General features: G+C 66.4%; 17 protein-coding genes. 9 read left to right on the forward strand and 8 right to left on the reverse strand.

Annotated features, from left to right (window positions below):
- Nucleotides 1-100: 100 nt before the first annotated feature.
- From CH339_RS00175 to CH339_RS24500, 4 genes are all read right to left on the reverse strand, one after another.
- Nucleotides 101-541 carry a type II toxin-antitoxin system HicB family antitoxin gene (locus tag CH339_RS00175; RefSeq protein WP_111432243.1) on the reverse strand — a complete coding sequence of 147 codons (441 nt, stop codon included), beginning with the start codon at nt 539-541 and terminating at the stop codon, nt 101-103.
- 43 nt (nt 542-584) lie between these two features.
- Nucleotides 585-776, reverse strand: a complete 192-nt coding sequence (locus CH339_RS00180; RefSeq protein WP_111432244.1) for a type II toxin-antitoxin system HicA family toxin — start codon at nt 774-776, stop codon at nt 585-587.
- A 99-nt stretch (nt 777-875) separates the two neighbouring features.
- Nucleotides 876-1,895, reverse strand: coding sequence for a DUF4424 family protein (locus tag CH339_RS24495; RefSeq protein WP_170138328.1), 1,020 nt, complete (start codon nt 1,893-1,895; stop codon nt 876-878).
- 79 nt (nt 1,896-1,974) lie between these two features.
- Nucleotides 1,975-4,512 carry a hypothetical protein gene (locus tag CH339_RS24500; RefSeq protein WP_170138329.1) on the reverse strand — a complete coding sequence of 846 codons (2,538 nt, stop codon included), beginning with the start codon at nt 4,510-4,512 and terminating at the stop codon, nt 1,975-1,977.
- Between the two features lie 320 nt (nt 4,513-4,832).
- Between CH339_RS24500 and CH339_RS00190 the strand changes: the two genes are divergently transcribed.
- From CH339_RS00190 to CH339_RS00230, 9 genes are all read left to right on the forward strand, one after another.
- Nucleotides 4,833-5,360: a hydrogenase maturation protease gene (locus tag CH339_RS00190; protein WP_111432246.1), complete on the forward strand. Its 528-nt coding sequence runs from the start codon at nt 4,833-4,835 to the stop codon at nt 5,358-5,360.
- On the forward strand, nt 5,348-5,818 hold the full coding sequence (locus CH339_RS00195) for a hydrogenase expression/formation C-terminal domain-containing protein (protein WP_201241005.1): 471 nt from the start codon (nt 5,348-5,350) through the stop codon (nt 5,816-5,818). The genes CH339_RS00190 and CH339_RS00195 overlap by 13 nt, the downstream gene beginning before the upstream one ends.
- Nucleotides 5,811-6,905 carry a hydrogenase small subunit gene (locus tag CH339_RS00200; protein ID WP_111432247.1) on the forward strand — a complete coding sequence of 365 codons (1,095 nt, stop codon included), beginning with the start codon at nt 5,811-5,813 and terminating at the stop codon, nt 6,903-6,905. Before CH339_RS00195 ends, CH339_RS00200 begins: the two co-directional genes overlap by 8 nt.
- Nucleotides 6,902-7,561: a hypothetical protein gene (locus CH339_RS00205; protein WP_111432248.1), complete on the forward strand. Its 660-nt coding sequence runs from the start codon at nt 6,902-6,904 to the stop codon at nt 7,559-7,561. Before CH339_RS00200 ends, CH339_RS00205 begins: the two co-directional genes overlap by 4 nt.
- Nucleotides 7,558-8,826 (forward strand): (Fe-S)-binding protein, encoded by a 1,269-nt coding sequence (locus CH339_RS00210; RefSeq protein WP_111432249.1) that lies wholly within the window; start codon nt 7,558-7,560, stop codon nt 8,824-8,826. Before CH339_RS00205 ends, CH339_RS00210 begins: the two co-directional genes overlap by 4 nt.
- A gap of 25 nt (nt 8,827-8,851) precedes the next feature.
- Nucleotides 8,852-9,316: a hypothetical protein gene (locus tag CH339_RS00215; RefSeq protein ID WP_111432250.1), complete on the forward strand. Its 465-nt coding sequence runs from the start codon at nt 8,852-8,854 to the stop codon at nt 9,314-9,316.
- A 13-nt stretch (nt 9,317-9,329) separates the two neighbouring features.
- Nucleotides 9,330-11,072: a nickel-dependent hydrogenase large subunit gene (locus CH339_RS00220; protein WP_111432251.1), complete on the forward strand. Its 1,743-nt coding sequence runs from the start codon at nt 9,330-9,332 to the stop codon at nt 11,070-11,072.
- A gap of 164 nt (nt 11,073-11,236) precedes the next feature.
- Entirely contained in the window at nt 11,237-11,887 is a 651-nt protein-coding gene (locus CH339_RS00225) for an L-fuculose-phosphate aldolase (RefSeq protein WP_111432485.1), read from the forward strand.
- 591 nt (nt 11,888-12,478) lie between these two features.
- Nucleotides 12,479-14,746: an efflux RND transporter permease subunit gene (locus CH339_RS00230; protein WP_170138330.1), complete on the forward strand. Its 2,268-nt coding sequence runs from the start codon at nt 12,479-12,481 to the stop codon at nt 14,744-14,746.
- Between the two features lie 401 nt (nt 14,747-15,147).
- Here the strand turns inward: CH339_RS00230 and CH339_RS00235 are convergent, their stop codons facing one another.
- The 4 genes from CH339_RS00235 to mnmA form a co-directional block, all read right to left on the reverse strand.
- Nucleotides 15,148-17,574 (reverse strand): GcvT family protein, encoded by a 2,427-nt coding sequence (locus tag CH339_RS00235; protein ID WP_111432253.1) that lies wholly within the window; start codon nt 17,572-17,574, stop codon nt 15,148-15,150.
- Between the two features lie 125 nt (nt 17,575-17,699).
- Nucleotides 17,700-18,659, reverse strand: a complete 960-nt coding sequence (locus CH339_RS00240; protein WP_170138331.1) for a GlxA family transcriptional regulator — start codon at nt 18,657-18,659, stop codon at nt 17,700-17,702.
- 178 nt (nt 18,660-18,837) lie between these two features.
- Complete coding sequence (locus CH339_RS00245; RefSeq protein WP_111432255.1) at nt 18,838-19,662, reverse strand: MipA/OmpV family protein; 825 nt, start codon at nt 19,660-19,662, stop codon at nt 18,838-18,840.
- Nucleotides 19,663-19,863: 201 nt separating this feature from the next.
- The gene (gene mnmA / locus CH339_RS00250) at nt 19,864-21,063 is read right to left on the reverse strand and encodes a tRNA 2-thiouridine(34) synthase MnmA (protein WP_111432256.1); all 1,200 of its coding nucleotides are present in this window, start codon (nt 21,061-21,063) and stop codon (nt 19,864-19,866) included.
- Nucleotides 21,064-21,312: the final 249 nt, after the last annotated feature.

Here is a 21,312-nt window from a genome sequence, read left to right on the forward strand (position 1 = left end):
GTGGTGCTGAGTTGGAGTGCTGCCGTCTATTGCAGCGGCAGGGCGAACAGGATGTCGATGTGGAAACGGCAATGAAGTCGCCGATGCCGAGAAGGACGGATCAGGCCGCTTCCACCGAGACCACCAAGCGCTTGCCGAGGACGGCCAGCGCTGCTTCCAGCTTCGGCAGTTTTGTCGGGTGATCGGGATCGAGGATGCGCTGGACCTCGCTTTTGACGACGCCCAGCCGGTCTGCGAATTCCGTCTTAGAAATACCGGACTCTTTCCACGCCTGCCAGACGGCGAGTTTGGCGGCGACGGGTGCGGGGATGGCGACGTGATCGGTCGGTGCCGGTCCGCCTTCCGGGCCGGCATTTGGGGAGGGAATGTCCCGACCAAGCTCGACATAGGTCAATAATGCGTCGGTTAGCACCTCGATGCCGACTTCCAACGTCTCGGCGCGGTCGTCACCCGCACCGATCGCTTCCGGCACAGCCGGAAAGGTGATGGTGAAGCCGTCATCGTCGGGCACGACCACGGCGGGATAGGAAAAGGTCTGCATTTACGGCTCCCGACAACGACGACGGAAATGAGGTCAGGTGACATCACGCAAGGCCAAGCTGCTTGAGGATGGCGCGCCGGGTGCCGGTCTTCACCTTTGCCGGGATCGTCGTCACTCGCCCGTCGAGATAGACCCTGATATGGCTTCCCTTGCCTCTCCCTGGCTCGACTCTTAGCTCCCGCTCGCCCGCAAGGCGGCGGAGCTCCCGGATCAGCTCCTTCTGATCCTTGGTCATGCCCCTCTCTTTGGCTTCCCCCCGGGCCGATCTAGAATTCGCATTTTTGCGAATTTCGTCAAGGAAAATTCGCAAAAATGCGACCGCTAATGCCGTCCCTCACTCCATCGGCACGGCGAAGAGGACGTCGATGTCCTTTTCGGGCGAAAAATTCTCGGCGCGGTGGACGAAAGTGGTCGGGCCGGTCTTCTCGATGCCGTCGATGCAGAGCGAGAGGAGGGCGTCGGGCGTTCCCTTGTCGATGGTCAGCGAGAAGCGGCCGATGGGGCCGAGCCAGTTATTGCCGGTGGTCAGCACGTAGCGCAGGTCGTTGCCGTGGATCATGTTATGGCGGGAGCGCTTCACGAGGCGGGAAACGCCGCGGCGGAAGCCGGCATCGGCGCAGTATTTTCTGGCGAATTCCGAGCCCGGCTCCAGCATCGAGGCATCGAGGAAGAACACGCCGGGCACGGGGCGGTAGGAGTGGGTGACCTCGATGGTCTCGTTCGCCGGGAAGGTCTGCTGCCAGTAGAAGATGACCTCGGCCTGCCAGTGGAACGAGGCGATCGGCTTGTTGTCGCCGATCCAGGCGCTCGACCAGTCCATGACGCCGTAGGATTCCAGCTCCTGACGGTCGGGCTCGGGCAGGGTGTTGAGGCGCTGGTAGAGGAGATCGGCCTCGTCTGGATCGGTGGTGATCCCGGTCAGCGGCACGTCGTAGGCCCTGAGGACGTCGGTGACGTCGACGCCGAAGCGGGTGGCACGGACCTGGGTCTCAAACGGAACCGGCTCGCCGTCGACGGCGGCCTTGAAGTCGACGAAGTTCTCCGGGTCGCTGGCATTGACGCTGTAGTTGACGTCGTCGCCGATGGTGAGCTTCGGCAGCGGAAAGGCGACGAGGGTGGTGACGTCCTTGTCGGAGGTGTTGCGGAAGAGGTAGCGGACGCGGACCTCGTCGCGCGCGAGATAGAGGTCCTCCTCGGCCATCTGGATGGCGCCCGACTGGGTGAAGACGAGGCCGCCGGCATCGATCCGGGCGGCGCTGTCATTGGCGCGCGCAGGGGCTGACATGGCAACGGCGAGGAGCGTTGCGGCGATGACGGCGGCAAGCGGCCGCGGCGCGGCGTGGGCGGACTGCATCAGACCCTCCGGTAAATGTCGGCGGCGGCATAGCTGCGCGCCGGCCGGGAACGATTCCCGGCGAAAATAGCAAAATGCCCTATTCGGTGCGCAGGCCGATTGCCTCGGCCGAGGCGAGCGGCGCGACGAGCCCGTCGGTCGAAAAGGCCCGGCCGAGGGCGTCCCGGTTTGCGGCCGGGGCGAAGGCGGAAAAGACGAGGAGCCGGCCGTCGCGTTTGGCGATGGCGACGCGCACGACCGCATCGACCCTGGTGCCGCCATTGGCGTCGAGCCGGCCGGCAATATCGGCATAGCGCATCTCGCCGGCCCCGAAGGGGAACGTTCCCTCGCCGAAGGTCTCGCCGCCCTCCAGCACCTTGGTCGCAAAATGCTTTGTGGTCTCGGCAAAGAGGTCGTCGAGCGACCGTTTGCCATTGGAGACGGTGACGGCGGCGGAAAACAGGCCTTCGGGCACCGTTCCGGCCCGCCAGGCCTTGTCGCGCAGGCGCCAGGAATCGACGCTCTCGCCGCGGTCCTCGCGGATCGTCCAGCCGTCCGGCACGCGCAGCGAAAAGCCATGGGCCTCGACCTTGCGGACATAGACGGCAGAGACGTCGGCGGGCGCCGCCTCGGTTTTTTTCGTTTCGACCGTGCCGGTGTGGGGAACCGATGCCAGCTTGGGAGACGTCGGGGCGACGGCGGGCTCCCCGGGAGATGCCTCCTGGTCAGGTTCCGGCGCAGCGGCTTGGGTTTCTTCCTCGGGTTCGGAGGTCGCGGGCCCGGGGGTTGCCGGTGCGGCCGATGCGGTTGCCTGTTCGGCGTCCTCTTCCGCGGCCGGAGCCTCGCTGCGTTCCTCTGCCGGCGGTTCCTCGGCGGCGGGTTCGTCGGCCTCGCCCTCCGGCTCTGCTTCGGACGGCGCTGCCTCGCCGGGCTCGGTCGCCACGGGCGTGCCGGTCAGCGCGACGCTGTCGGCGAGGGCCTGCACCGCGTCGGCGGTGGCGTCGTCGAGGTCGACGGGCGCAAGGGTCGCCATGGCGATGGCCGGCACGGTGCGGTCGGCGAGCAGCACCTCAAGGCTCACATCCGCGCCGCCCGGGCCGGTGCCCTCATAGGCTTCCAGGAAATGCCAGGTGTCGCTGTCCTCGACCTCGGAATTGGCGGTCAGTACGTCGTCGGACATCAGGCCGAGCATGGCTTCGACAAAGCGGTAGTAGGGTTCGTCGACGCCGCCGCCATAGGCGCCGGGTTTCAGGACCGCGAAGCGGACGAGGACTTTTCCATCGGCGCTCCGCGCCTCATAGGGCGCGACGGATCCGGGCTCGCCCTTCCGCCAGGTCCAGCCGGCGGGGAGGGTTGCGGAAAAGCCCTCGCCGGAAACGGCGACGGGTTCGGCAGAGGCCGGCGTAGCCCCGCTTGCGGCGTCTGCTGCCTCTTCCGGTGACGGCGTCTCGGCATCTTCCCCTGTTGCCGCCGTCTTCGGCTGTGCGGCAGCTTCGGCTGCCGTCTCCTCTGCCGCGGGCTGTTCCGGGGCTTCTGCCGTTTCTTCCTCGGCCTTGTCCGCGCCGTCGATGGTAACCGTGCCGGCGATCCGTTTCAGGAGCGCCGACATCTCGGCATCCGCCTCGGCCGGGGCGAGCGTTGCCATGGCGATCGCCGGGCGCTGGCGGTCGGCGAGCAGAATGTCGAGGGTGACGTCGCTGCCGTCCGCGGCGCGGCCCTCATAGGCCTCGCGGAAATGCCAGACGCCGCCGTCCTCGATCTCGCTGTTGGCGGTCAGGACGTCCTCGCTCAAGAGGTCGCGGATGCCGTCGACGAACTGGTAGTAGGGCTCATCGATGCTGCCATAGCCGCCCTCCTTCAGGACGCCGAAGCGGATCCGGGCCGCGCCTTCCGGCGCGATGGCGTCGTGGTAGGCGGTCAGTCCGCGTCCGCCCGCGCGCCATTGCCAGGTGTCCGGGATCTTTGCCGAAAAGCCCTCGCCGGAGACGGTCACGAGTTTCGCGGCGGCGGGCGCCGCGGGTGCCGCGGTTTTCGTTTCCTCGTCGGCCGGCGTGGCCTCTTCGGCTTCGGCCGCCCGGTCCGGTTCTTCGTCTGTCGCCGCTGGTGCCGCGGCCGTTTGCGGCGCCGATGCTTTCAGCTTGATGCTCCTCAGCACCAGCCGGAAGGTCTTGCGGGCAAGGTTCCAGCGCTTTTGCGGGGCCGAGAGGACGAGCGCGATCTGGCCGCCTTCATGGGCCGGATCGGAGAGGACGATGGTGGCGCCGCGCTCGCTGCCGGCGCGCCAGTCGACCCGGCGGGCGATCTGGCCGGCGACGACGGCCGACGAGGTGCCGATCTGGGTCTCGCCCTCGTTGACGTGGGTGACGTCCACAAGGACGACGACGGCGATGCTGGCGCCGCTGCCGTCTTCGGCTTCCAAAAGCACGAGTTCGTTGGCCGAGCTTTCCGCCTCGGTCCAGGTCGACGGCACGTCGAGCGACACCGACTGCACGGTCTTCGTCGTCCAGCCTTCCCGCGCGGCGGCTTCGGCCGGAGCAGCGGCAAAAGTCGCGGCGATCGGCATGGCCAGTAGTCCGAGGGCGAGAATGGCGATCCCGGCGCGGGACGGCGTTCTGCGACATTTCTTTCGGCAGGTCATGCTTCGGCGTCCTTCCCTTCGCTCGCGCCCCCAACGTGCGGTCCTTTCGCGGCATTCAGAAGGCCGCTTTTGCCGGATCGCCGCTCCCCTCAGGTTCCGGATCCTATCATAGCATGGGGTCCGGCGATGTGGTGCGGCTGTCGTAAAACCTGTCGGGCCAGGCCGGTTTTCCACGATTCCGGTTGCGTCCGGTCAATGTGTATACGGATTGCCAGAGGCGGATTTCGGCGGGTTTTCCGCAACCATGCGTACTCTTCCGCATGGGCAGACACATCATAAAATACTAAAGTATGCATACATAATTTCGGGGGCCCGTCGCAATGACCGGAACAGCCGCCAGAAGGTCCGAAGAAGGCCTGGACATATCGGGGGAAGCGCACCGCACGCTCGTCCTCGGACTGGGAAACGCCGTTCTTACCGACGATGGTGTCGGCATTCATGTTGTCCGTCGGCTCGATGCCGATGCCGATGCCGGACTGCCGCAGGGGGTGACCCTGCGCGACGGCGGCACGATCGGCCTCGGCCTGTTGCCGGAGATCGCCGATGCCGATGCGCTGATCGTCGTCGATGCCGCCGAACTGCACGCCGCGCCCGGCTCCGTCCGGGTGTTCGAGGGGGCGGAGATGGACGCGCGGGTCGGCCGCAGCAAGGGCAGCGCCCACGAGATCGCGCTTTCCGATGTGATGACGGCAGCCGCCATTTCCGGCAGCCGGCCGGAGCGCCGCGCCCTCATCGCCATTCAACCCGAAAACCTTTCCTGGGGAACCGAGCCGACCGACGCGGTCGCCGCGGCGATCCCCCAAGCCTGCGCCGCCATTGCCGGACTGGTCGACAAATGGACCCGCTAGAACACGCCGCCCTTTCCGGCACCGACGAGGCGGCGATGGCCGCGAAGGCCGAGGACTCGCCGCTCGCGATGGCGCTGCTGCGCGAGATTTCCGCCGCGCTCGCCGACTATCTGGAAACCGGAGAGACTGCGGTCATCGACCTCAAGAGCCTGCCGATGCTGGACGCCGACCGGGACGCGCTCGCCGACCTTCTGGGCGAGGGCGAGGTGACGGCAACGCTCAACGTTGCCGGCGAGAGCGAAGTCCGCGAGACCGGATATGCCGGGGTCTGGTGGGTCCGCCATTTTGGCGCCGACCGCAAGCTCGCGGCCGAGCAGATCGAGATCACCGCGGTCCCGGAGATCCTCCTTGCCCATCGCGACGACATCGCAGCGGCGGCGGACCGGCTCGCCGCAAGCCTCAAGACCGACCCACCCGAACCCATGACGACGCTGGATAGGGACACGCACCATGTCTGACGGCAGAACCCTCGGCCAGTTGCTGGCCCAGCGGGGCGTCTCGCGCCGCGCCTTCCTCAAATATTCGTCCTATCTGGCCTCGCTGATGGCGCTGCCGCCGGCCGCGTCCCGGGCGATGGCGGAGGGGCTCGCCAAGGCGCCGCGGCAGTCGGTGATCTGGCTGAGCTTCCAGGAATGCACGGGCTGTACCGAATCGATCACCCGCGCCCATTCGCCGACCCTGGAAGATTTGATCTTCGACTTCATTTCGCTCGACTATCACCACACCCTGCAGGCGGCGTCCGGCGAGGCGGCGGAGGCGGCGCGCCACGAGGCGATGGCGGCCAACAAGGGCAAGTACATCGTCGTCGTCGACGGCTCGGTGCCGGTCGGCGCCGGGGCGATCTACTCCACCATTGCCGGCATCACCAACCAGCAGATGCTGGAAGAGACGGTGAAGGACGCCTTTGCCGTCGTTGCCGTCGGCACCTGCGCGGCCTTCGGCGGCATCCCGCACGCGCGGCCGAACCCGACCAACGCCATGCCGATCCGCCGGCTGGTCAAGGACAAGCCGGTGATCAACATCTCCGGCTGCCCGCCGATCCCCGAGGCGATGGCCGGCACGCTCGCCCATGTGCTCGCCTTCGGCAACGTGCCGGAACTCGACAGCCACGGCCGGCCGCTCGCATTCTTCGGCGACAGCATCCACGATCGCTGCTACCGGCGGCCGTTCTACGACAAGGGCCAGTTCGCCGAGAGCTTCGACGACGACGGCGCCCGCAAGGGCTGGTGCCTCTACAAGCTCGGCTGCAAGGGACCGGTCACCTACAACGCCTGCGCCACGCTGAAATGGAATGGCGGCGTCTCGTTCCCGATCCAGTCCGGCCACGGGTGCCTCGGCTGTTCCGAGCCGCATTTCTGGGACATGGGTGGCTTCTACAAGCCGGTCTCGGCGCCGAGCGACGAGGTCGGTCCGCTCGCGGCCATTGCCGTTGCCGGCGGGGCGGCTGCCGGTGTCGCCGCCGGGCTCGTCCACCGCGCCGCTAAAGTGAAGGCGAAGGCCGCCCACACCACCGTCACCGTCGATGATCTGGAGAAGACGTCATGACCGCCGTCGATTTGCTGGCGCTTGCGCGCGGACCGCTGTTTCAGATCGCGTTGGTAATCTTTGCCGCCGGCGTGACGCTCCGCATCGTCGAAATCCTGGTGATCGGCCGCCGGCCCGACTACGCCGAGGCGCGCCAGGGGGCGGTCCTCTCCGGCGTCAGCACCATGTTCACCCGCTCGATCCCGCGCGAGGGCATGTTCCGGCGCAATCCCTTCGTGATCGTTTCCGGCTACATCTTCCATATCGGCCTTTTCGTCGTGATCTTCCTGTCCGCGCCGCATATCGAGGTGTGGCGGGCGATCACCGGCTTTGCCTGGCCGAGCCTGCCGACGCCGCTGGTCGACTTCCTCACGGTCGCCTCGATCGCCGCCATGTTGGTGGTGCTGGTCAACCGGATGCGCGATCCGGTGCTGCGGTTCCTCAGCACCTTCCAGGACTACCTCGTCTGGGCGGCCACGTTCCTCGCATTCCTGACCGGCTATCTCGCTGTCCACCACATGCTGCTGCGCTACGAGGCGATGCTGGCCGTGCACATCATCAGCGTCGAGGTGCTGCTCGTCCTGTTCCCGTTCACCAAGCTGATGCACACATTCACGCTGTTCATGGCCCGCTACTACACCGGCGCCACGTTCGGCCGGAAAGGGGTGGAATCATGAGCGAGCGATCCGCCCGCGCCGTTACCGCCTTCAAGGAGCAGATCGATTCCTCCACGGCGGCGTTCTTTTCAAGCTGCGTCCATTGCGGGATGTGCGCCCATGCGTGCCTGTTCCACAACGAGAGCGGCGATCCGAAATACACGCCCATCCACAAGCTGGAGCCGATGCGCAGGGTGTGGTGGAGCGAATTCACCTTTTTCGGCAAGCTGCTGTCGGCCGTCGGGCTCGGCCCGAAGGTGACGGACGAGCTGCTCCAGGAGTGGCAGGAGCTGGTCTACAACGGCTGTAGCCTCTGCGGTCGCTGCTCCATGGTCTGCCCGGTCGGCAACGACATCACCGGCATGATCCGCAAGGAGCGCGAGGGCATGGTCGCCGCCGGCTATGCGCCGGAGGGGCTGATCGGCGCTTCGGCGCGGGCGGTCCGGATCGGCAGCCCGATGGGCGTGACGCTGAAGGCCGTGCAGGCCCAGGTCCGCCACGTGGAGAACGACACCGGCCTGAAGGTTCCGTTCGACCAGGAGGGGGCGGAATACCTCGTCCTGATGTCGTCCATGGAGATCATGAACTATCCGGAATATCTGGAAGCCATCGCCCAGATCTTCGACCATGCCGGGCTCTCCTGGACGCTTTCCAGCGAGGCCTTCGAGGCGACCAATTCCGGCATCCAGATCGGCTCGTCCGACATTGCCCGAGAGCTCGTCTCGCGGGTCGTCGAGGCGGCCGAGAAGCTCAAGGTCAAGACGGTGATCAGCCCGGAATGCGGCCATGCCTATACGGCGCTGCGCTGGGAAGGCCCGAACCTTATCGGCCGGCCCTACACCTTCAAGGCCCGGCACATCGTCGAAGTGCTCGACGATCTGAGGGAGCGCGGGCTCCTGAAAACCGAGGGCATGGAGGACGAACTGGTCACCTTCCACGACCCGTGCCAGCTCGTGCGCCGCGGCGGCGTGGAAAAGGAGCCGCGCCGGCTCGTCGACATGATCTGCAGCAACTTCGTGGAGATGCACGACCACGGCAAGCTGAACTGGTGCTGCGGGGCGGGCGGCGGCGTCGGCGCCATCGAGGAGGCGTTCGATCTGAAGATGACGGCGTTCAACGCCAAGAAGCGCCAGCTCGAGGAGGTCAAGCCCGACAAGCTGATCACCGCCTGCGCCAACTGCCGGATCCAGCTCGAAGAAGGGCTGGAGGAAAACAATATGGATATCCCCGTCGTCGGCCTTACCGAAATGCTCGCCGAGCATCTGGCCGACAAGACCGACGCCTGAGGCGCTGCCAGGAGAGGCGACAGCCATGTCCGAGATCACCAACGATGCAGATTTCCGCAAGGCGCTCGACGATCTCAGCATCGACGACCAGCGCCGCATCGGCGCGGAGTTCGTGGAGAGCGTCATCGATTTTTCCAGCGACGACCGGGTCCGCGAGGCCGTGAAGGCGGCCCGCGAGGGCATGTCGGCGGAAATGCAGAGCGCCGTCTTCAAGAGCGCCAAGAAGGCCTCGCTCGACAGTCATGCGCGCTGCGGCGCGGAGGCCGACTGGTCGTGCCAGGCCGACTATTTCGTCGCCAGGGCGGCGAGCGCCGTCGTCGCCCCGCCGGGTCAGATGAAGAGCGACAACGTCGCCTGGCTTGCCGCCGTCCATGCCCGCATGGCCAAGACCTGCGCCTCCGTCGAAGCGCCGGAAGACCTGGCGGATGAGGAGCGCCAGCGGCAGTACCGGCTGCTTTCCGACTTCCTGCAATCCGCCGAGAGCGCCTGAGGGGGACCCGTTCATGGCCAACCGCATCGTCGTCGACCCGATCACCCGCATCGAGGGCCATTTGCGCATCGAGGCGGAAACCGACGCGGACGGCGCCATCACCGGCGCCTATTCCTCCGGCACCATGGTGCGCGGCATCGAGATCATCCTGAAGGGCCGCGACCCGCGCGACGCCTGGGCCTTCGCCCAGCGCATCTGCGGCGTCTGCACGCTGGTGCACGGCATGGCCTCGGTGCGTTCCGTGGAGGATGCGCTCAATTACGAGATCCCGGCGAACGCCCAGCTCATCCGCAACCTGATGATCGCTGCGCAATATGTGCATGACCACGTCATGCATTTCTATCACCTGCACGCGCTCGACTGGGTCGACGTGGTCTCCGCGCTCTCCGCCGACCCCAAGGCAACCTCGGACCTTGCCCAGTCGATCTCAAGCTACTCCAAATCGAGCCCCGGCTACTTCTCGGACGTGCAGACCAAGCTGAAGACCTTCGTCGAAGGCGGCCAGCTCGGCATTTTCGCCAACGGCTATTGGGGCCACCCGGAATACAAGCTGCCGCCGGAAGCCAATTTGATGGCGGTGGCGCACTACCTGGAGGCGCTTGCCTGGCAGCGCGACGTGGTGCGCCTGCATGCCATCTTCGGCGGCAAGAATCCGCATCCGAATTTTCTGGTCGGCGGGGCGCCGGCGCCGATTTCCTCCAACAGCGCTTCGGGTGGGGCGGCGATGACCGCGCTCAACATCGTCGGCCTGGAAGATATCCGCAACGTCATCAAGTCGATGCAGGCCTTCGTCGACCAGGTCTATGTGCCGGACACGGTCGCCATCGCCTCGTTCTACAAGGACTGGTTCGAGCGCGGCGAGGGCGTCGGCAATTTCCTGTGCTACGGCGACTTCCCCGAACAGGGCAACGACGACCCGTCGACCTGGCTGATCCCGCGCGGGGCGATCCTCAATCGCGACCTGTCCACCGTCCATCCGGTCGATCTCGACAGCCCGGAGGAGGTCAAAGAGTTCATCGCCCATTCCTGGTACGACTATTCCGGCGGCAAGGAGGCCGGCCTCCATCCCTATGAGGGCGAGACGGAATTCGCCTATGACGGGCCGGAGCCGCCCTACGACCAGCTCGATGTCGACAAGGGCTATTCCTGGCTGAAGGCGCCGCGCTGGAAGGGCAACGTCATGGAGGTCGGCCCGCTCGCGCGGGTGCTGATGCTTTACGCCAAGGGCCACGAGCCGACCAAGGCGCTGGCCGATGCGACGCTCTCCAAGCTCGACCTGCCGCTCACCGCCATGTTCTCGACCATGGGCCGGACCGCGGCGCGCACCCTTGAGTCCAAGATCGTCGCCGACCAGATGATGGTCTGGCTCGACAACCTCATCGCCAACATCAAGGGCGGCAACCTTTCCGTCCACAACGAGGCGAAGTGGGATCCGTCCTCCTGGCCCTCGGAGGCAAAGGGCGTCGGCTTCATGGAGGCGCCGCGCGGCGGCCTCGCCCACTGGATCGTCATCAAGAACGGGCGCATCGACAACTACCAGGCCGTGGTGCCGTCGACCTGGAACGCCGGCCCGCGCGACCCGGCAGGCAAGCCGGGTCCCTACGAGGCGGCGCTGATGGACCGGCACTCGCTCGCCAACCCGCAACAGCCGCTGGAGATCCAGCGTACCATCCATTCCTTCGACCCGTGCATCGCCTGCGCCGTTCATGTCGTCGACCCCGACGGCGAGGAGTTGACGAGGATCGAGGTGAAATAGGCCGCGGCGACCGGAACCGACCTCCAAACGCGGCCTGGAGCGCTTCGCCCGCACTGTCGAAGCACTCCCGGGAAGCGGCCTCGCGACGCGGGGCCGCTTTTTCCTTTTTCGCTCCCCCCAAGCGGGTCTATGACGGGCCGGTCCAAGATTCAGGGAGTGATATGATGGAAGCGGCGGAGCGCCGGTTGCGGCAGGAGATCATCGACGTCTGCCTCAGGATGTCCGAGGTCGGCATCAACCAGGGCACGTCCGGCAACGTCTCGGTGCGCCATGGTGACGGGATCCTGATCACGCCGAGCGGCATCGCCTATGAGCAACTGGTGCCGGAGGACATCGTCGCCATGGATTTTGACGGCACGGCGACGGGCAAATACGCGGCCTCGTCGGAATGGCGCTTCCACCTCGATATCCTGAAGGCGCGGCCGGACCTCAATGCCGTCGTCCACGCCCATCCGATCTATTCGACGGCGATCGCCATCTGCCGGGAGGAGATCCCGGCCGTCCACTACATGATCGCCGGGGCCGGCGGGCCAACGATCCGCTGCGCGCCCTACGCCACCTACGGCACCAGGGAACTCTCCGAGCACGCCCTTGCCGCCCTTGAGGGCCGCAACGCCTGCCTCCTCGCCAATCACGGCCTGATCGCCGGCGGCCCCTCACTCGCCAAGGCGCTGTGGCTTGCCGTGGAGATCGAGACCCTCGCCCACCAGCTCACGGTGGCCCGCCAGTTCGGCAAGCCGGTGGTGCTCGGCGACGACGAAATCGCCGTCGTGGTGGAGAAGTTCAAGAGCTATGGGTTGAAGGAGAAGGACTGAGGGCGAGGGCCGCGGGAGGCATGACGGCGCACGCCGAACGAGCCGCTCTGGATTGCTTCGCTTCGCTCGCAATGACGGATTCTCTTTTGGTTTCAACGTCATTGCGAGGGTCCGAAGGACGGGGAGCGGCGCGTGACGCGAGCCTGGGTAGGCCGACGCGGTAATCCATCGGGCGTTGGCGGTATGACCGGCGGTTCACGTATGCAATCCCGCTCGCCAAACCCTCAGCCGTCACCCCGGCCCCCGAGCCGGGGTCTAGTGCCCCCGTCCACACGGTATGCCGAGTGTTGACGGAACGAGGCCTTTGCGTGGATGCCAGCCGCGGCAGGACTCTCGACGGGCTACGATGTTGCGACGGGCAATGGGTCCCGGGTCTCCGCTGCGCTCCGCGCGGGATGACGGCAGAGAGCGTGGCGACGACGGTCATCCAATCGAGACGGCACGAGAGAGCGCCACCCCGAAATCACATGTCCTCGACCTCCCCCGCAATTCCATGGGCCTCACCACCGCGGCCTTTCGTTTGCCCCGGTCCGGATGCTAGACGAAGAAGCCGGCGCGATCGCGACTCGGCCGAGGGGAGCGGGAGCGCCGATGACGGCTGGCTTTGGCCTTGAACGACTGGGGTTGTGGTCGCTCGCCCACAAGGGGCTGGCCGCGGCCGGCGTCCTCCTTCTGACCGTCGGCCTCTTCGTCGCCTCGCTGCATCTCGGCTTTGAGAGCGACATTCGCGAGATCTTCCGCTCCGATGCGCGCGACTACTCCGTGCTGGAGGACGTCGCCGACGAATATCCGGCGAGCGAGCAGGACGTCCTTGTCGTGCTCTCCGGCCAGAACCTCCTTCAGCCCGACATCCTGGAAAAGCTGCGCACGCTGCATCTGGAGCTCCTGTTCGTCGACGGCGTCACCGAGGTGCTTTCGATCTTTTCCGCCCGCGAGCCGCCGGCGGTCGAGGGCGATCCGGCGCCGACCGTCCCGGCCGACCTTTCCGGCGTCGACATGGCCGACTTCAAGGCGCGGCTTCTCGCCAATCCGCTGGTGGAGGGAAAGCTCCTCTCCAAGGACGGTGACCTGGCGCTCCTCGTCGTCTCGCTCGATTCCTCGCTCAACGACATCAAGCCGCTGTCGGAGGCGTTCGGACGCATCGATGCGCTCGGCGACAAGGTGCTCGGCGGCACCGGCATCAAGATGGAGTTGACCGGCCTGCCGGTGATGCGGATCGAGATCATCGATGCGCTCCGCCGCGACCAGCTCACCTTCAAGATCGCCGGCTTCGCCTTCGGGGCCCTGCTGACCTGGATGTTCTTCCGGCGCCTTCGCTACGTGCTCATCGTCGGCGCGCCGGTGATCGCGGCAATCGTCTGGCAGCTCGGCGCGATGGCGCTGATTTCCGGCAGCCTCAATGTCCTGACAGCGGTGGTGCCGACGCTGGTCATGGTGCTCTCCTTTGCCGATGCGCTGCATTTGCTCTTTGCCGTCCGCCACAACATGGCCGATGGCGAGGAAACGCGGGCCGCGATCAAAAAGGCGCTCGTCGACGTGGGGCCGGCCTGCGTCCTCACCTCGCTGACGACGACGCTCGCGCTCCTGTCGCTGGTGCTGGTGCCGCATCCCTTCATCGCCGGCTTCGGCATGGCGGGTGCGATGGGGACGGTGATCGCCTTCCTTGCCACCATCTTCATCTTCCCGTTCGTCGCCTGGTTCATCCTCAAGGGGGAGGCGGCCGGAACGAAGGCCCGCGCGGTCGATAGCTGGTTCGCGCGGGAGAGCGTTGCGGTCTCGGAGCGTTCGGCCCGGCTGGTCGACCGACGCTCGGGGCTGATCGCCGTGGTCTCCGTCGTCCTTGCGGTCGTCTGCGGGCTTGCCTACGCCCAGAACGGACCGCACCACATCTACAAGGAGAACCTGCCGAAGAACAACGACGCCTACCGGGCAATCGAGGCCATCGACCAGAAGCTGGCCGGTAGCGGCACACTCTACCTGTTCCTGCGCTGGAAGGATGATATCGACCTGACGTCTGAGGCGGCCCGGACTGTCATCGCCAATGCGCACGAATTCCTCGCCGAGACGCCCGGCGTCGACTCGGTCTGGTCGCTGAAGAGCATTGCCGACTGGTACGCCGCGGGTACGCGGCCACCGGGGAGTTTTGGCGCGTTCCTGAAGCAATATCAGGAGCTGTTCGCCAACCGGGTGATCTCGCCGGACAACCATTCGGCCCTTGTCACCGGCTATTTCGTCAATGTGGACGCCTCCAAGCTGAAGCCGAAGCTGGACGCCCTGGAAGCACGGCTCGATTCCCTTCGCGCCGCCCATCCGGAGGTGACCATCGACGTCACCGGCATCGACGCGGTCGCCGCCCGCTCCAGCACGGAGATGATCAGCCAGCTCAACCGCAGCCTGGCGGCGGCGATCATCGTCATCATCATCGCCATCGGCCTGTCTATGCGCTCGGCGCGGGCCTCGCTCGTCAGCATCCTGCCGAACGTCATGCCGATCGCCGTCGGCGGCACGTTCCTCTGGCTGTCCGGAATCGGCCTGCAGTTCACCTCCGTCGTCGCCTTCACCATCTCCTTCGGCATGGCGGTCGACAGCACCATCCACATGCTCAACCGCTACCGTCTGGAAACGGCGGCGCGCGGCGAGGGCGCGGCGGCGCTGCACCGGACCGTCGTCGCCGTCGGACCGGTGCTTCTCGTCTCCACCATCGTGCTGGTCGTCGGCCTCGGCGTCACCGTCACCAGCGTCATGCCGACCGTGCGGCTCTACGGCGAGGTCTCGGTCATCGTGCTGACCACGGCGCTGGTCGCCAACCTTCTCTTCCTGCCGGCGATCCTGAAGCTGACGACGCGCAAGGGCGGGTAAGCCAATCACCTTAGCTTTTCCGGCGCTCGGCGTGTGTCGCTTTCGCGCGTCCCACACTCCGCCGTCACCCCGGCCTTGAGCCGGAGCCCATTGCCCCTGTCCACACGGCATGCCGGGTGTTGTTTGAACCGGGCGATTGCGCGGATGTCGGCCGTGCCAATATCCGCGGCGGGCTACTTTGTGGAGGTGGGCAATGGGTCCCGGGGCCCCGCTTCGCTCCGCCCGGGATGACGGGAGAGGGTGGAGCGGCGAGCACACAATAGTACACGCCGAGCGAGCTGCGCTGGATTGCTTCGCTGCGCTCGCAATGACGGATTTTCTTTTATTTTCAGCGTCATTGCGAGGAGGCCGCAAGGCCGACGCGGCAATCCAGCGGGCGTTGGTCGAGCGGTGGGAGGTGGCTATCCCCGCATCCGCGCGCCGTCTGGATCGAACAGCGGCCGCTTCTGAAGCTGCGCGGCCAGCCGCGCGCCGAGGAGTTCGATCTCCCAGCCCGTCTCTTCGTTGGCGATCTCCTTCGGTACATAGCCCATGGCGACGGAGACATTCGATGCATGGGCGTAGCCGCCGGACGTCACCCAACCGTTCACCTCGCCATTGAACCAGATCGGCTCGTCGCCGATGACGTCGGCGTCCTTTGCCTCGACGACGAAGGTGCGAAGGCGCAGCGCCCCACCGTCTTCCTTCTCGCCGAGCGCTGCCGCCTTGCCGATGAAATCGGCTTCTTTCTTCAGCGCCACGAAGCGGTCGAGGCCGGCCTCCAAGGGTCCGTAGACGGGGCGGTATTCCCGGGCCCAGGAGCCGTAGCCCTTTTCCAGCCGGAGCGCGTTCAGCGCGCGCAACCCGAAGAGTTTCAGACCGTGCGGTTCGCCCGCTTCCAGAATTGCCTGGAACAGGTAGCGGAGATATTCCGGGGCGCACCAGATCTCGTAGCCGAGGTCGCCGGTGTAGCTGATGCGCGACAGGATCACCGGCGCCATGCCGATTTCGGCCTCGGCAATGTCCATGAACTTGAAGGCGTCGGCCGACAGGTCGGTCCGGGTAAGTCCTTGCAGGATCTCTCGCGATTTCGGGCCGGCGACGGAAAGGCCCGTGATGCCGACGCCGTGGGGGACGACGGTGACCGAGCCGTCGTCCGGCAGGTCCGCCTCGAACCAGCGCATGTGGTATTCCTCGGCGATGCCGGAGCCGGCGATGAAGTAGCGCTCGGCGCTGAGATTGGCGAGGGTGAAGTCTCCGATCAGCTTGCCGTCTTCCTTCAGCATCGGCGCGAGCGTCATGCGGCCTTCCGCCGGAATGCGCCCCGCGAGCATGGTGTCGAGCCAATCGCGGGCGCCGAAGCCTTCCACCGTGTATTTGGCAAAGCCGGAGATCTCCATCAGCCCGGCCGCCTCGCGCACGGCCCGGGCCTCCGCCCCGACATGCTCGAAGTCGGTGGAGCGGCGCCAGGAGAAGCTGTCGGAAACGCCTTCCGGCGCGAACCAGAGAGGCTGCTCCAGGCCCCAGGAGGCGCCCATCTGCGCGCCCTTTGAAAGCATCAGGTCGTAGATCGGGGTGGTTTTCAGGGGCCGTGCCGCCGGCAGTTCCTCGTTCGGGTAGCGGATGGAAAAGCGGCGGGAATAGTTCTCGCGCACCTTGGCGTTGGTGTAGGCGAGGGTCGCCCAGTTGCCGTAGCGGGCGACATCCATGGCAAAGACGTCGAAGCCCGGATCGCCCTCGATCATCCAGTTGGCGAGCGCCAGGCCGACGCCGCCGCCCTGGCTGAAGCCGGCCATGACCGCACAGGCGCACCAGTAGCCGGGCAGCCCCGCGACCGGGCCGACCAGCGGGTTGCCGTCGGGGGCGAAGGTGAAGGGGCCGTTGATGATCTGCTTGATGCCGGCGTTCTGAAAGGCCGGGAAATGGCGGAACCCGACTTCCAGCGACGGGGCGATGCGGTCGAGGTCCGGGGCGAGCAGTTCGTGGCCGAAGTCCCAAGGAGTGTCGATCTCCGACCAGGGCACGCAGGCCTTCTCATAGGTGCCCATCAGCATGCCCTTGCGCTCCTGGCGCAGATAGAGCTCGCCGTCGAAATCGACCGCGTGGAGCATTTCCTTGGCCGTAGCCGCATTGTGGGCGGCGACCTCGGGCATATCGTCGGTCAGGAGATACATGTGCTCCATGGCGAGCAGCGGCAGTTCCAGCCCGACCATGCGGCCGACCTCGCGGGCCCAGAGCCCGCCCGCATTGACGACGTGTTCGGCGACGATCTCGCCCTTGTCGGTGATCACCCGCCAGGTGCCGTCGGGCTTCTGGACGAGGTCTTCGACGCGGGTCTCGATATGGATCTCGGCGCCGTTCTTTCGCGCTGCCTTGGCGTAGGCGTGGGTGGTGCCGGAGGGGTCGAGATGGCCTTCGACGGGGTCGTAGAGCGCGCCGACGAATTGCGAGGGATCGATCAGCGGCATCAGTTCGGCGGCCTCGGCCGGCGTGACCAGCTCCGCCTCCAGCCCCAGATAGCGGCCCTTGGCGAGGATCCCCTTCAGCCAGTCGAAGCGCGCTTCGGTCGCCGCCAGCATGATGCCGCCGGTCATGTGCAGGCCGATGTCCTGGCCGGAAAGCTCCTCGATCTCCTTATAGAGCTGGATCGTGTATTGCTGCAGCTTGGCGACGTTCGGGTCGCCGTTGATGGTGTGCATGCCGCCGGCGGCGTGCCAGGTCGAGCCGGAGGTGAGCTGCGAGCGCTCCAGGAGCACCACGTCGGTCCAGCCGAATTTGGTCAGGTGATAGAGGACGGAACAGCCGACGACGCCGCCGCCGATCACGACTGCTTTGGCATGGGATTTCATCGGACGTTCCTCGCTGGGTTTCTTTTTACCGGGGCCCTTGGCGAACTCTATCGGCAGGGCAACCGTTCGTTAGTGTGAATGCGACTCATCCTGCCGTCATTCCGCGGCGGATATCTTGCGATCGCTCAGCGCCTGAGCGCCTTCTGGTCGGCGTAGGGCGAGCGGCCGTACTGCATGCGGTAGCAGCGGGTGAAATGGGAGTGGGAGGAAAAGCCGGCGGCGAGCGAGATCTCCGAGACCGGCATGTTGGTATAGAGCAACAGCTCGCGGGCGCGCTTCAGCCGCTCCTGGCGGAAATAGCGCGACGGCGAGATCTGCAGGTGGTCCTTGAAGAGGCGCTCCAGCTGGCGGACGGTGACGCCGACCTGGCGGGCGACCGCGACGATCTGCAGGGGCGTTTCCAGGTTCGCCTTGAAGACCTCGACGGCCCTCGTCACGACGGCGGAATTGACGCTGAGCTCGCCCATGGCGCCGATGCTCTGCTCGTCATGGACGTCGCGGATGCGGTTGTGCAGGAACCAGCCGGAGATCTCGTTGGCGACCGAGCGGCCGAGGGCGTCCGACATCATCGTCAGCATCATGTCGAGGGAGGCGGTGCCGCCGGAGCAGGTGCAGCGGTTGCGGTCGATCTCGAACAGGCGGTTGGTGGCGACGACCTTGGGGAAGCTTTCGCGGAAGGACGAGGCGAAATACCAGTGGACGGCGCAGCGGTAGCCGTCGAGGAGACCGGCGCGGGCCAAGAGGAAGATGCCGCCGGTGATGGCGCCGAGCATGACGCCGCGGCTGGCCAGAAAGCGCAGGCGGGCGAGCACCTGGGCCTCGTTCTTCAACGGAAAGTCCGGGCTGCCGACGACGAAGACCATGTCGAAACCGGCCCGGTCCTGCAGGTCGGCGGGGTACTGGAAATCGGCGTCGGGACTGACCTCGATGCCGGAGGAGGAGCGGACGGGATTGCCGTCTTCCGTCATGATCCGCCAGCGGTAGCGCTCCGCACCCATCACCTCGTTGGCGGCGCGGTAAGGTTCCACGGCGGCGGAGAAGGTGACGAGCGGAAAGTCGTCGCTGAGGAGGAACCCGACGCGCATTGCCGCGTCTGCGTCTCCCGCTTCATGGCTCGCGTCTTGCCTCATTTCACCGCCGTGCCGGACCGATTCCCGAAAAGGGACTCTTGGCTATTCTGGCCGAAGAAACGGGCCCGTCCACCCGTCATTGTACCCACAAGGGCGCAATTCGGGCTTGGTCACGCGAGACGCGTACTTACAATCAGTCGTAGAGGTCGAGGCCGAAGCGGTAGGAAATGCCGATGCCGACGCCGAACATGTTCTCGTCGCCGGCCTTGACGATCGGCGAGTCGCCGGCGTCGGAGACCAGGCGGTCCCAGGAGGCGCGGCCGTAGAGCGTGGTCTCTTCGGTCAGCTTGTATTCGGCCGTGGCGGCGAGGCCGACGCTCTTGATGCCGCCGGAGGGGTCATAGGTCCGGTAGCCGGAGCGGATGGACTCGCGGCGCGAGACGCCGAAATAGGTGTCCATATAGTCTTCGCTGGCCAGCGACAGGCGCGGGCCGAGCTTGAACGTCCAGGCGTTGTCCGGACGGTAGATGCCGTCGACGCCGAGATCGGCGATCCAGCCCTCGTGGCCGTTGAAGCCGCGGCGCACGGCAACGAAGGCGTCGAAATATTCCGTCTCGTAGCCGACCGCAAAGCCGGCTTCCAGCGCCCAGTCGACCTTCTTCAGGCCGCGCAGGATCCGCTCGTCGGACGGATCGCGCTCACCGATATAGCGGAAGGACGGGCGGAAATAGATGGCGGAGCGGTCGCGGCTGGTCTCGTAGAGGCCGGGGATCCTGAGGTAGTGCAGCTGGATGATCGGATAGGGGGTGAAGGTGTATTCTTCCGAGCCTTCGAAGCGCGGCGAGACGAGGCCGCCGACGCCGAGTTCCAGCACCAGGTCGTCCTGGTTCGGCGTTTCCACCTGGTAGGCGTCCGGCGCCGGGGGCGCGGCATAGGTCGGCGCGTCGGCGGCCATGGCCGGGGCGGCGCCAATGAGCGCTGCGCTGAAAACAATACCGGTGAAAGAAATCCGTCGCATGTGCCTGTCTGAGCCTCAATTCCAGATGTCGTCCGCTCCTAGCACGGAATGGGTTTCGATCAAATAAAGGGACAATGGGCGGCTAGCGGAATCCCGGGCTTTGGCGCGACGCAGAACGGTTTTTCGCCTGACTGTTGCCAAACGGCCATCGCGGCCGGGACGTTGCCAGGAAGCCGGTCCGCGCCGGATCAGCGCGGCCGTCTAGCGGGATTGGGCGAGGGAGCCTTGCGCGGTATCGACAAAGGTCATGCCGGCCTCCGCCATCTCGCTTTCGGTCGCCACCCGGTCGATCCAGCCGCCGCCGAGGATGCGGGCGGGGCCCTTCGGCGCGTCGTAGAAGACGCAGGCCTGGCCCGGCGCGACGCCGAGTTCGCTGTCCATCAGGTCGACGACGACGGTGCCGTCGCAATAGGACAGGATCGCCGGCTTCGGCGGGCGGGTGGAGCGCACGCGGGCGAAGATCTCGACGCCCTGGGGCGGCAGGTCGACGAGCGTTCCATCGCCGATCCAGTTGACGTCGCGCAGCGCCAGCCGGCGGGTGGCGAGGATATCGCGCGGGCCGACGACGACGCGGCCGTGGTCGGCATCGAGCCGGACCACATAGAGCGGTTCGCCGGTGGCGACGCCGATGCCGCGGCGCTGGCCGATGGTGTAGTGGATGATGCCGTCGTGGCGGCCGAGCACGCGGCCGTCGACATGGACGATGTCGCCGGGCTCCGCCGCGCCCGGCTTCAGGCGCTCGATGACGTCGGAATATTTTCCCGACGGCACGAAGCAGATGTCCTGGCTGTCCGGCTTGTCGGAGATCGCGAGTCCGAGATCGCGGGCAATCTCCCTGGTCTCCGCCTTGGTCATGTCGCCGAGCGGGAAGCGCAGGAAGTCGAGCTGCTCGCGCGTGGTGGCGAACAGGAAATAGCTCTGGTCGCGGTCGTCGTCGACGGGCCGGTAGAGCGAGCGGCGGTCGCCGGTCTTGCGGCTCCTCACATAGTGGCCGGTGGCGAGCGCGGCGGCGCCGAGGTCGCGGGCGGTGTCGAGCAGGTCGTGGAACTTGACGGTCTGGTTGCAGGCAACACACGGCACCGGCGTCTCGCCGGCGATGTAGCTTTCCGCAAAGGTGTCGATGACGGCCTCGCGGAAGCGGTCCTCGTAGTCGAGCACGTAGTGCGGGATGTCGAGGTGCTCGGCGACGCGGCGGGCGTCGTGGATGTCCTGGCCGGCGCAGCAGGCGCCCTTCCTGTGGGTCGCGGCGCCGTGGTCGTAGAGCTGCAGCGTGATGCCGACGACATCGTATCCGGCGCGCTTCAGGAGCCCGGCGGCAACGGAGGAATCGACGCCGCCCGACATGGCGACGACGACCCGGTTGTCTCCCGGGCGTCCGGGAAGATCGAGAGATTCCAGCATATCCAAACCGTTCGTTCCAAGGCGCGTTTCGGCCGAAAAGCGCGCTGCGGCCCGGCAGGGTCGTGCCGGGCTGCCCTATAGTTAGGCGCTTTCGCCGAAAAAGCCATTGTCGGGACGCAACCGGGTGCGGCCCGGGCCTGCCGCTCCTTCACGTGCTCTTTGCGGGGCAGCTTTTGCCGACCCGGCAGGGCTTGCCCCGTCGGCGCCGCCGCATCGCCGCCGGTCTAGAGAAAATCCGCTGGAATTTCA

The organism is Rhodobium orientis (assembly GCF_003258835.1).
Lineage (GTDB): Bacteria > Pseudomonadota > Alphaproteobacteria > Rhizobiales > Rhodobiaceae > Rhodobium > Rhodobium orientis.